The 12,247-nt window shown below is 67.4% G+C and carries 8 protein-coding genes; 3 read left to right on the plus strand and 5 right to left on the minus strand.

Features of this window, described 5'->3' with window-relative positions; all coding sequences use genetic code 11:
* Positions 1–132 precede the first annotated feature (132 nt).
* Together cysN and cysD are read right to left on the minus strand one after the other, a co-directional pair.
* Entirely contained in the window at positions 133–2,109 is a 1,977-nt protein-coding gene (gene cysN / locus ABQ039_RS15190; protein ID WP_349777964.1) for a sulfate adenylyltransferase subunit CysN, read from the minus strand.
* A complete protein-coding gene (gene cysD / locus ABQ039_RS15195) occupies positions 2,109–3,017 on the minus strand; it encodes a sulfate adenylyltransferase subunit CysD (RefSeq protein WP_167709535.1) in 909 nt (302 codons plus the stop codon). Before cysD ends, cysN begins: the two co-directional genes overlap by 1 nt.
* Before the next feature lie 179 nt (positions 3,018–3,196).
* On the opposite strand from cysD, the gene ABQ039_RS15200 reads away from it, so the two are divergent.
* The 3 genes from ABQ039_RS15200 (at position 3,197) to ABQ039_RS15210 (ending at position 7,593) form a co-directional block, all read left to right on the plus strand.
* A complete protein-coding gene (locus ABQ039_RS15200; protein WP_349777963.1) occupies positions 3,197–5,044 on the plus strand; it encodes an assimilatory sulfite reductase (NADPH) flavoprotein subunit in 1,848 nt (615 codons plus the stop codon).
* 120 nt (positions 5,045–5,164) lie between these two features.
* A complete protein-coding gene (gene cysI / locus ABQ039_RS15205; RefSeq protein ID WP_039519314.1) occupies positions 5,165–6,871 on the plus strand; it encodes an assimilatory sulfite reductase (NADPH) hemoprotein subunit in 1,707 nt (568 codons plus the stop codon).
* Positions 6,868–7,593, plus strand: a complete 726-nt coding sequence (locus ABQ039_RS15210; protein ID WP_065050325.1) for a phosphoadenylyl-sulfate reductase — start codon at positions 6,868–6,870, stop codon at positions 7,591–7,593. Before cysI ends, ABQ039_RS15210 begins: the two co-directional genes overlap by 4 nt.
* 124 nt (positions 7,594–7,717) lie before the next feature.
* Here ABQ039_RS15210 and ABQ039_RS15215 read toward each other — a convergent pair whose 3' ends face one another.
* From ABQ039_RS15215 to ABQ039_RS15225, 3 genes are all read right to left on the minus strand, one after another.
* Positions 7,718–9,328 (minus strand): PepSY domain-containing protein, encoded by a 1,611-nt coding sequence (locus tag ABQ039_RS15215; RefSeq protein WP_349777962.1) that lies wholly within the window; start codon positions 9,326–9,328, stop codon positions 7,718–7,720.
* Entirely contained in the window at positions 9,328–11,331 is a 2,004-nt protein-coding gene (locus ABQ039_RS15220) for a TonB-dependent receptor (protein ID WP_349778087.1), read from the minus strand. Before ABQ039_RS15220 ends, ABQ039_RS15215 begins: the two co-directional genes overlap by 1 nt.
* Before the next feature lie 195 nt (positions 11,332–11,526).
* Positions 11,527–11,961 (minus strand): DUF2946 family protein, encoded by a 435-nt coding sequence (locus ABQ039_RS15225; protein WP_349777961.1) that lies wholly within the window; start codon positions 11,959–11,961, stop codon positions 11,527–11,529.
* Between the last annotated feature and the right edge of the window lie 286 nt (positions 11,962–12,247).

Here is a 12,247-nt window from a genome sequence, read left to right on the forward strand (position 1 = left end):
CCACCGACACGGCGGCGTGGCTGCCGGACGGGCGCGGCCACCGCTCGGCCGCTGCATGCACGCATTCATGCATGACGGCTTCGCGTTGCCCACACCCACCTGACGCCTGCCGCTATGTCCTGTCAGCCCCGCTCAGCGTTCCAGCCCGAGAAACTCGAGCACATGACGCGCCAGCGCCTCTACGTTCTCACCATCGGCGTGAAGATGGACCTCCGACGCCTCCGGCGCCTCGTAGGGCGAATCGATGCCGGTGAAATTGGGAATCTGCCCGGCCCGCGCCTTGCGGTACAGCCCCTTCACATCGCGCGCCTCGGCGACCGCCAGCGGCACGTCCACGAACACCTCGACGAACTCCCCGGCATCGAAGCGCTCGCGCGCCAGCTGCCGCTCGGCGCGGAACGGCGAGATGAAGCTCACCAGCACGATCAGGCCGGCATCGGCCATCAGCCGCGCTACCTCGGCCACGCGGCGGATGTTCTCCACGCGGTCTTCGTCGGTGAAGCCCAGGTCGCGGTTGAGCCCGTGGCGCACGTTGTCGCCGTCCAGGATGAAGGTGTGATAGCCCAGCGCATGCAGGCGCTTGTCGACCAGGTTGGCGACCGTGGACTTGCCCGCGCCCGACAGGCCGGTGAACCACAGCACGCGCGGGGTCTGGCCCTTGATGCGCGCGCGCGCGGCGCGGTCCACGTCCAGATGCTGCCAGTGCACGTTGCCAGCGCGGCGTAGCGCAAACTCCAGCGTGCCGGCGGCCACGGTGGCATTGCTCTGCCGGTCGATCAGGATGAAACCGCCCAGCACGCGGTTGCGTGCGTACGGCGAGAACGCGATCGGCTCGTCCAGCGCCAGATTGCAGTAGCCCACCTCATTGAGCTCCAGCCGCTTGGCGGCCAGCCGCTCCTGTGTGTTCACATCGACCTTGTGCTTGATCTCGCTGATGCTCGCGGTAACCGTGCGCGTGCCGATCTTCAGCCAGTACGGGCGCCCCGGCAGCAAGGCCGCATCGTCCATCCACAGCAGATGCGCGGCGAACTGGTCGGCCACTTCCGGCGGATCGTCGACGGCGGCAATGATGTCGCCGCGGCTGATATCGATCTCCTCGCGCAAGGTCAGCGTGACCGCCTGGCCGGCGCGTGCGCTGTCCACCTCGCCATTGGCATCCAGCACCGATGCCACCTGCGTGCGGCGCCCGGACGGCACCACCACCACGGCATCGCCCACCCGCACCTGCCCGGCCGCGATGGTGCCGGCGTAGCCACGGAAGTGCTGATGGGGGCGATTGACCCACTGCACCGGCAAGCGGAAGCCGCTGCCGGCTTCCGGCGTCTCCACGTGCACGGTGTCGAGATGCTGCAGCAGATGCGGGCCGCGGTACCACGGCATCCGCGCCGATGGGCTGGACAGATTTTCGCCAGCCAGTGCCGACAGCGGAATGCATTGCACATCGGCGATGCCCAACTGCGCGGCCAGCGCGCGGTAGCCCTCGGCGATATCGGCGAAGACCTGCGCGTCGTAGTCCACCAGGTCCATCTTGTTGACCGCCAGCACCACGTGGCCGATGCCCAGCAACGACACGATGTAACTGTGCCGGCGCGTCTGCGCCAGCAAACCCTTGCGCGCGTCCACCAGCACCACCGCGACATCGGCAGTGGATGCGCCGGTGGCCATGTTGCGCGTGTACTGCTCATGGCCGGGGCAATCGGCGACGATGAACTTGCGCTGGTCGGTATCGAAATAGCGGTACGCCACATCAATGGTGATGCCCTGCTCGCGCTCGGCGGCCAGCCCATCCATCAACAATGCATAGTCGATGCCCTCGCCCTGCGTGCCATGCCGCCGGCTATCGCTCTCCAGCGCGGCAAGCTGATCGTCGAACAGGCGCTTGCTGTCGTACAGCAGGCGCCCGATCAAGGTGCTCTTGCCATCGTCGACGCTGCCGCAGGTGATGAAGCGCAACAGCGGCTTGGCTTCGTGTTGATGCAGGTAGGCGCTGATGGCGCCGGGATTGGGGAGTGGGGATTGGGGATTGGCAAAGGCAGCTGCTTCCTCCGTTCCGTCCACGGCGAACCGCTGTTGCGAATCCCCAATCCCGAATCCCGATTCCCGGCCCATCAGAAATACCCCTCAAGCTTCTTCTGCTCCATCGACGCGCCTGGCGCATGATCGATCATGCGGCCCTGGCGTTCGGAGCTGGTGCTGACCAGCATTTCGGCGATCACCGCTTCCAGCGTGTCTGCAGTCGATTCGATCGCGCCGGTGAGCGGATAGCAGCCCAGCGTGCGGAAGCGCACCGAGCGCAGTTGCGGCGTCTCGCCGTCGTGCAATGGCAGGCGGTGGTCGTCGACCATGATCCAGGCACCGTCGCGCTGCACCACCGGGCGCGGCGCGGCGAAATACAGCGGCACCACCGGTATCCGTTCGCGGTAGATGTACAGCCAGATATCCAGCTCGGTCCAGTTGGACAGCGGAAACACGCGCACGCTTTCGCCGGGTTTGGTGCGCGCGTTGTACAGATTCCACAATTCCGGGCGCTGGTTCTTGGGGTCCCAGCGATGACGCGCGTTGCGGAACGAGAACACGCGCTCCTTGGCGCGCGATTTCTCCTCGTCGCGGCGCGCCCCGCCGATCGCCGCGTCGAAGCCGCCCTGCTCCAGCGCCTGCTTCAGGCCCTGGGTCTTCATGATATCGGTATGCACCGCCGCCCCGTGGCTGATCGGGCCGACGTCCTGGGCGATGCCGTCGGGGTTGATGTGCACGCGCAGGTCCACGCCGGTCTCGGCCGCGCGGCGGTCGCGGAAGGCGATCATCTCGCCGAACTTCCAGCGCGTGTCCACATGCAGCAGCGGGATCGGTGGCGGCGACGGCGCGAACGCCTTGAGCAGCAGATGCAGCAGCACCGAGCTGTCCTTGCCCACCGAATACAGCATCACCGGGGCCCGGAATTCGGCGGCGACCTCGCGCAGGATGTGGATGCTTTCGGCCTCGAGCCGATCCAGGTGTGACAGGGGCAGCAGAGTCATCAGGGTGTCGTGGGCGTCGGCGGGCAGACCAGCCGATGGTAGGGCAAGGCGCCGCAGTGTGTGGCGCGGGCCGCCCACACCCAAATAAGCGGCCGGCATAACGCGATAACGGCTCATCCTTTCTGGCCGCGGCAACGCTTCCCTAACATCACTGGTCTCATCAACCGCCCTGGATCCGAATGACCGCCGCCAGTTCCGCGCTACCGCCCAGCCCCTTGCCCGACGAGCGCAAGGCGCTGCTGGAACGGTTGGTCGACGGCCTGGATGCCGCATCGCTGTGGTGGCTGTCGGGCTACACCGCCGGGCTGGCACAAGGCCAGCCGCCGCGCTCGCTGGCGGTGTTGCCGGGCGGCCAGCCGCACGCGCCGGCGCAGGAAAGCCAGCGCCTGACCGTGCTGTACGGCAGCCAGACCGGCAATGCACGCCGGGAGGCCGAGCAGCTGGCGACAGAGGCCGAGGCCGCCGGACTGAGCGTGCGTCTGTTGCGTGCCGACCAGTACCCCACCCGCGAACTGGCCAGCGAGCGGTTGCTCTACGTGGTCATCAGCACCCAGGGCGAAGGCGACCCGCCGGACGATGCGATCGGGCTGGTGGAATTCCTGGCCAGCCGCCGCGCGCCCAAGCTGCCCGAGCTCAAGTACGCGGTGCTTGGCCTGGGCGACTCCAGTTACGCGGATTTCTGCGGCATCGCACGCCGCATCGACGATCGCCTGGCCGAACTTGGCGGCAGCCGCGTGCAGCCACGCGGCGAAGCCGATCTGGATATCGACAGTGTCGCTGCGCCCTGGCGCACGCAGGCGCTCAAGCATGCACGCGAGCAGCTCAGGAGCGGCCCGCCATCGGCCACCATCACGCCGTTGCGCAGCAGTGCAGCCGCACCGGTGTGGTCGCATCAGCAGCCCTTCCCTGCGGAATTGCTGGCCAACCAGATCGTCAGCGGGCGCGACTTCAAGGGCCCGCAGTTCCGCGTCTACGCCTTGCCGAGCAAGCGCGTGCGCCATCTGGAATTTTCGCTGGAAGGCAGCGGGCTGAGCTACGAGCCCGGCGATGCGCTGGGCATCCGCCATCGCAATCCGCCGGCGCTGGTGGATGCGGTGCTGGAGACGCTGCGCCTGGATGGTCATGCCGCGGTCACCGTCGGCGAAGAGACTCTGGCCCTGCACGAGTGGCTGGCCACCCGGCGCGAACTGACCAAGCTGTCGCGGCCGCTGCTGGCCGCACATGCCGAGCGTGCGCGCGCCGACGAGCTGCAAGCGCTGCTCGCCCCGACCCAGACCGCCGGCCTGGCGTCTTTGCTTGCCGATCACCAACTGATCGACGTGCTGCGACGCTGGCCGGCGGATTGGGACCATGCCGGCCTGCTGGCCGCGCTGCGTCCGCTCACCCCGCGCCTGTACTCGATCGCCTCCAGCCGCAAGCGCGTGGGCGAGGAAGTGCACCTGGTGGTGGACGAACTCACCTACCAGGCGCATGGGCATGCGCACCTGGGCTCGGCCAGCGGCTTTCTGGCCGCACTGCGCGAAGGCGATACTGCACCGGTCTACATCGAGCCGAACGCGCGCTTCCGGCTGCCGGCCGATACCGACCGCGACATCCTGATGATCGGCCCGGGCACCGGCGTGGCGCCGTTCCGCGGATTCGTGCAGGAGCGCGCCGAAACCGGCGCCAGGGGCCGCAACTGGCTGTTCTTCGGCGCCCAGCATTTCAATACCGATTTCCTGTATCAGGCCGAATGGCAACAGGCCTTGCAGCGCGGCGAACTGCACGCGCTGGAAGTCGCGTTCTCGCGTGACCAGGCCGAAAAGATCTACGTACAGCATCGCCTGCGCGCGCGCGGCGCCGAGGTCTACGCCTGGCTGCAGGGCGGTGCGCATCTGTACGTGTGCGGCGCCATCGGCATGGGCAAGGACGTGCACGCCGCCCTGCTCGACATCGTCGCCACCCACGGCGCCGTGGATGCAGAAGCCGCCGCGGCGTATCTCACCCAGCTGCAGGTGGAGGGGCGGTATGCGCGTGATGTCTATTAGTGCCGGGAATCGGGATTGGGGATTGGGGATTCGTAACTGCGGGTTCCCCGGGTCTGGTTGTTGTCGTGCTGCTGCTTGTTTGTTTTTGCCAATCCCCAATCACGAATGCCGAATCCCGTCATGAGCCACTCCGTCGAAGACATCAAATCCGAAAGTCGCCGTCTGCGCGGGTCGCTGGAACAGAGCCTGGCCGATGCGGTGACCGGTGCGTTGCGTGAGGACGATCAGACCCTGATCAAGTACCACGGCAGCTACCAGCAGGACGATCGCGACATTCGCGATGAACGGCGTCGGCAGAAGCTCGAACCGGCGTACCAGTTCATGATCCGCACCCGTACGCCGGGCGGGGTGATCTCGCCCACGCAGTGGCTGGCACTGGATGGCATCGCCACGCGGTACGCCAATCATTCGCTGCGCATCACCACGCGCCAGGCGTTCCAGTTCCACGGCGTGATCAAGCGCGAACTCAAGGCGACCATGCAGGCGATCAATGCCACCTTGATCGATACGCTGGCCGCCTGTGGCGATGTCAATCGCAACGTGCAGGTCGCGGCCAATCCGCTGCTGTCGCAGGCGCATGCCACGCTGTATGCCGATGCCGCGCGGGTGTCCGAGCACCTGTTGCCCAACACCCGTGCGTATTACGAGATCTGGCTGGACGAAGAGCGCGTGTCCGGCTCCGGCAACGAAGAAGAGCCGATCTACGGTGACCGTTATCTGCCGCGCAAGTTCAAGATCGGTTTCGCCGCGCCGCCGCTAAACGATGTGGACGTGTTCGCCAACGACCTGGGCTTCATCGCGATCCTGCGCGACGGCGAGTTGCTCGGCTACAACGTCAGCATCGGCGGCGGCATGGGCGCCAGCCATGGCGATGCGGAAACCTGGCCGCGCGTGGCCAATGTCGTCGGGTTCGTCACCCGCGATCAGTTGCTGGAGGTGGCCACCGCCGTGGTCACCACCCAGCGCGACTTCGGCAATCGTGCGGTGCGCAAGCGCGCGCGCTTCAAGTACACCATCGACGATCACGGGCTGGACACCATCGTGGCCGAGATCGAACGCCGTGCCGGCTTTGCGCTGCAACCCGCCCGGCAGTTCGCGTTCGAGCACAACGGCGACCGCTACGGCTGGGTCGAGGGCGACGATGGTCTGTCGCATCTGACCCTGGCCCTGCCTGCCGGGCGCATCGCCGATACCGACACCGCTGCGCATCTAAGCGGCCTGCGCGCGATTGCGCAATTGAACGTCGGCCAGTTCCGCATGACGCCCAACCAGAACCTCGTCATCGCCGGCGTGCTGGCCAGCGAGCGCGCGCGCGTCGATGCCCTGGTCGCGCAGTACGGCCTGGATGCCGGCAATCGCGCGCCCACCGCGCTGGCACGCGGCGCAATGGCCTGCGTGTCGCTGCCGACCTGCGGGCTGGCGATGGCCGAGGCCGAACGCTACCTGCCCGACTTCAGCGCGGCCCTGCAGCCGGTGCTGGAGCAACACGGGCTGGCCGACACCCCGATCGTGCTGCGCCTGTCCGGCTGCCCGAATGGCTGCTCGCGCCCGTATCTGGCCGAGATCGCGCTGGTCGGCAAGGCGCCCGGCCGCTACAACCTGATGCTGGGCGGCGACCGCCGCGGCCAACGCCTGAACACGCTGTACCGCGAAAACATCACCGAAGCGGACATTCTCGCCGCACTGGAACCGTTGCTGGCGCGCTATGCGGCCGAACGCGATCAGGCCGGCGACGAAGGCTTCGGCGATTTCCTGCATCGCAGCGGCCTGATCGCGCTGCCGCCCTACCCCACACACCGTCACCTCGACCTGGAATTGCTCGCATGACCGCGCTGCCCGCTGCATCGATCACTGCGTCCGCGCTGGACGACCTGGACGCGCTCAACGCGCAACTGGAAGGCCTGCGCGCCGACGAGCGCGTGGCCTGGGCACTGCAATACGGCCCGCAGGAGGCGGCACTGTCATCCAGCTTCGGCGCGCAGTCGGCGGTCACGCTGCACCTGCTCACCCAACAGCGCCCGGACATTCCGGTGATCCTGATCGATACCGGTTACCTGTTCCCGGAAACCTATCGGTTTGCCGACGCACTGGCCGACCGGCTCAAGCTCAACCTCAAGGTGTACCGCCCGCTGGTCAGCCGCGCCTGGATGGAAGCGCGCCACGGCCGCCTGTGGGAACAGGGCATGGTCGGCATCGACCAGTACAACAACCTGCGCAAGGTCGAGCCGATGCGCCGCGCATTGGACGAACTCAATGTAGGCACCTGGTTCACCGGCCTGCGCCGCAGCCAGTCCGGCGGCCGTGCACAGACGCCGATCGTGCAGAAGCGCGGCGAACGCTACAAGGTCAGCCCGATCGCCGACTGGACCGACCGCGACGTGTGGCAATACCTGCAGGCGCACGACCTGCCGTATCACCCGCTATGGGAACAAGGCTACGTGTCCATCGGCGACTTCCACACCACACGCCGCTGGGAGCCGGGCATGCGCGAGGAGGACACGCGCTTCTTCGGGTTGAAGCGCGAATGCGGCATCCACGAGGACATCTGAGCGCGGCGCGCGCTCGTTACGAAGCGGTCCTGCACCACTACGCGTCGAGTTTGCCGGTGGGCACACCGCCGAGCGCATCCCTGACTCGGCGCGTCCGCAGCGCATTGAGGTGACGCGCACGTACTCATGCCGCGGGAACACGTGCCTGACTGCGCTGCATCCAGTAGCGGTCGAACAGCCACATCAGCAACAACGACACCCCGACCAGCGGGAAGATCAGCCCGCAGATCACCAGCAGCGCCAGCAGACCGCGCAGCGTGCGCGGATCGGCCGGCAACGGCGGCACGCCCAGGCCACCGACCGGGCGACGTTTCCACCACATCACCGCCGCGCTCACGCACAGCAGCACGATCGCCGCGCAGGCCAGCAACAGGATCACCTGATTGGCAGTGCCGTATTGCTGGCCCAGATGCACATTGATGCCCCACTCCAGCGCGCGTCCCACTGGCCCGTAATCGCGATAGCGCATGTCCAGCAGCACCGCGCCGCTGTACTGATCCAGATGGATCACGCGCTGGCGCTGCAGGTCGGCCGGATAGACCGAGGCGGTATACACCCCGGTGGCGCCACGCGGTGGCGAGACGCTATAGCCCGGCACGATGCCGAGCGCATCGAACCGCGCCATCGCCGCATCCAGCCCGATGGCACCGTGACCGGGCGCAGCGACGTTGCCGGTGCCGCCGTGCGCGGCATGTTCCGACTGCATTGCATGTTCTGACGGGCTTGGCTGTTCCGCGTGTTCCGCGTGTTCCGCGTGTTCCGCGTGTTCCGCGTGTTCCGCGTGTTCCGCGTGTTCCGAATGTTCTGAATGTTCTGAATGTTCTGAATGTTCCGCACCCGACAGCGTCACACCCACCCGCCCGTCATGCAGCCCCTCATCCACCCCCGCGGTTCCCCGCCCAGGCACCACAGACTCCGGCACCTGCGCCTGCCGCAACGACCATGCCGGATCGGTCGTCTCGGACAAACGCTGTTGCGACATCGGCTGCTGCACTCGCACACCGGCCGGATATCCGAAGTCCTGCCCATTGACCCAGCGATTGACCTGCGCGCCCCACAGCCACGACCACGGCATCCCGGTCAGCGCCAGGAACAGCAATACCGCACCGACGCCGGCACCGGTGACCGCATGCAGATCGCGCCAGAACAGCCGCTGCCCCGGCGTGCCGCGCACGCTGACCACCCCGCCGCGGCGCCCACGCGGCCACCACAGATACACACCGGTCAGCACCAGCACGATCGCCCAGCCCGCCGCCATTTCGATCAAGCCGCGCGCAAACGGCCCGATCAACTCGAGACTGTGCAGCCGGCGAATCGTCCAGGCCAGGGTGCCGTGCTCGGGCAGCGCGCCGAGCACGCGTGCGCGATACGGGTCGACATACACCACCTGCCGCACACCGTGCGTGTCGACCAGCCCGATCTCGGCACTGGCATCGGCGCGTGCGGACGTGGTGTAGCGAAACAAGCTGCCGCCATACCTGCGCTGCGCCGCATCGACCAGGCGTTGCGCAGACACCCGCCGCTCGCCCACGGGCACGACCTTCAAGCCATGGTGCACGCTGCGGTCGATCGCATCCTGGTACAGGAACGCCGCACCGGTCAGCGCCAGGCAGACGATGAAGGGCAGCACCAGCAACCCGGCATAGAAGTGCCAGCGCCACACCGCGCGATAAAAGCGCCAGCGGCCGTCGCGGCGCGGATCGGTGACGCGGCCATCGCCCATAATTGCGCGCATCAGAAGCTCCAGTCCCAGGACAGCGACAACGCACGTCCATCGCCCGGCGAATAGCCGGAACTACCGGTGTCGTACCACGCATACACGTACGCGCGATCGGTGACATTGCGCAGCTGCAGGCTGAGCGCGTTGCGTGCGTCCAGATTCCAGCGCGCGCCCAGATTGAGCAGGGCGTAACCACCGGTGCGCCCCAGCGTATTGCTGCGCTCCAGATAATAATCGCCTTGCGCATTACCCCAGGCGCTCAGCTGCACGGCCGCAGTGAGCTGCCATTCCAGCCCGGCGGTGGCCAGCCAGTGCGGCACGTTTTCGATCTCCTTGCCGCGCGTGGCCGGCGCACTCGGGTCCGGCGTGGCGATGCTGGCCTTCTGCCGCGAGTACGACATCCAGGCCCGCCAGTGCTCGGCCGGCTGCAGGTTCAGTTGCGCATCCCAGCCGCGCCGCAGCGTGCGCCCCACGTTGGCCACATCGCCGACACCGGCCACGCCACTGACGCCCAGGATCGTGGCGACTTCGCCGGAGGCGCGTTGCTCCCAATACGCCAGGCGGCCGTCCATCAGCGCCGATGGCGCGAACTTGAACCCGGCCTCCCAGCCGTCGTTGATCGACGGGCCAAGATTTGCCGGCTGGCGCCGGTACGCGCCATCGCCGCTGCCGATCTGGAAGCTGCGCCCCCAGTTCGCGTACACGCTGCTCTGCCCGGCCAGCCGGTAGCTGGCACTGAACTTGGGCTGCTTGATGGTGCCGTAGTCGTACGTCGGTGCGTAAATGCCGGCACGCACATCGTGCAGTTGCCCATCGACACGGTCGATACGATAGCCCGGCACCAGCTGCAGCCGCTCGACCGGGGTCAGCACCGCCTGTACGTAGGCCCCGCGCGTGCGCAGGTCGTAATCCCAATCGCGCAATTGCGCGCCGCGCACCCGTGCCACGGTGCGGTAGCGCTGCGACTGATTGTCCTGCCACTGCGCATCCACGCCGGCTTCCAGATTGGCCGCCAGCGCGCCCCAATCCGGCTGCCAGTTGCCGCGCAACAGCAGGCCGCGATGGATCTCGTCGGTATCGCGTTCCTGCTGCAGGCCGGCTGCGGAAAAGCGTACCCAGCGCCGATTGCGGTAATCGTTCTGGTAGGCCTTGGCGCTCCACTGCGCAGCGGCGCCCAGCGTGCCGTCCGCGTGCAACGCGGTCTGCCGCAGCTGGCGTTCGCTGCGATCGTCCTGCGCATACGCCGGCGAACTGCGTGGCGCCGCGCGTGCGCTGGCCGCATCCAGATAACCGGCTTCCAGCGCGTGATTGTCGTAGTAACGCGTGGTGAGCCCGGCACGGAAGCCGCCATCGGGGTCGGTATAGAACCACTTGCCGGCAACGCTGCGTTTGCGCGCGTCGGCATGCTCGCGATAACCATCGGAATCGCGCCAGGCCAGCACATAGTTCTGGCTCCACGCGCCATGTTCGAAGCCCTTGCCCAACTGCACCTCGCGCGCACCGAAACTGCCCGCCGTCACGCTCAGGCGGCCATCGTTGCCGCCGGTACGGGTCAGCACATCCACGCTGCCGGCGATCGCATGCAGACCATAGCGTGCATCGTTGGTGCCGCGCACGATCTCGATCGCGCTGATGTCCTGCGCAAACACCGCATCCAGATATGGCATGCCGCCGGCATTGTCGTTGCTGGGGATGCCGTCGATCAGCAGCTTCACTGCGTTGATGCGCCCCTCGCCATTGAAACCACGGAACGAGAACCGCCCCGCATCGGTGCCCATGCGGAACTGGGTGACCTGCACGCCCGGCGCACGCATCAACAGCTCCCAGCTGTAGTCCACGTGCTGATCGTGCAGCAGCTCGCCACCGATCACATCCACCGAACTCAGCACGCGTGCCGTGCTCGGGCTGCGCTGGGTCTGCGCGCTCACCTGCACCTTGCCCAGGGTCAATGCCGCATCCTGCGCCTGCACAGTGCAGGCAGGCCCCCACACCAGCGCCAACGATGGCGCGTACCACAGCGTTTTCAATAATCGCAACCGCATGACCAACCCTTCGCCGTGCCGGCACGGCAACACCGCCGTGCGCCGCGGCAGCACGGCGGGCACAGGCATCACTTCAGGAGAGCGGGTCGTCCATGCAACTGCGTGCGGGCGCGCCGGAAGATCGGGCACGCAATCGCTACAACGCAGCGGACGCCCGCGATGGGGCCAGACTCACGCGTGCAGCGGCGGCCCACGTGCCCCGAGTGCGGCCCAGCGCACCGTCGATGTTGCGCGCGCCTGCCTGTGCGCCGGTGCCGGCGCCGGCCGCGCTTGCAGCAGGCACAGCACCAGCAAGGCCAGCCACGGCAGCAAACGCGCGGCCAGCACGCAGTAATCGCAGGCTTCACCATGCGCGCCTGTGTGTTGGCCGGTGTGCGGCTTGGCGGGCGATGCAGCGGCGGCGTGATGGTGCGCGGCCGTCTGCGCCGGCAGGGCCTGATGGTCCGCATGCAGCGACCCGCCCGCGTCCAGCGCCGGCCCGCTCATGCACATCGGCTCGGGCGACTGCGTCTGGCTCCAACGGCTGATCAGCGGCGCCACCAGCATCAGCAGCACCGCCAGACAGGCGAGCAAGTGCAGGCAAGGGTGGCGGCGGAGCGAAGGCATTGCGCGAGTGTAAGCCGCCGCATGCCGCAGGGGCGATGGTGGCGGCCGGTGCGCGACCGCATGTCGCACCCGTCGGCAACGGCCGCCTTGCCCGCCAGGCTGAGCAGTGGCGGAATCTGCCGATCAGGCACCCTGCAGGCGCGCAGACGCGAGTACAGACGAAGTCCTGAAGGGTCGATGCACGGCCGTTGTCGAGGTCGGTAGTCACAGTTCCAGCAGTGGACGTGACAGCGCGCACATGGCAGGCCCTGGCATGCCCTATGCTTATACGTCATCCATCCACCTG

Origin of the sequence: Xanthomonas sp. WHRI 6108 (genome assembly GCF_040202385.2) — a bacterium.
In the GTDB taxonomy this organism is placed as follows: domain Bacteria; phylum Pseudomonadota; class Gammaproteobacteria; order Xanthomonadales; family Xanthomonadaceae; genus Xanthomonas; species Xanthomonas arboricola.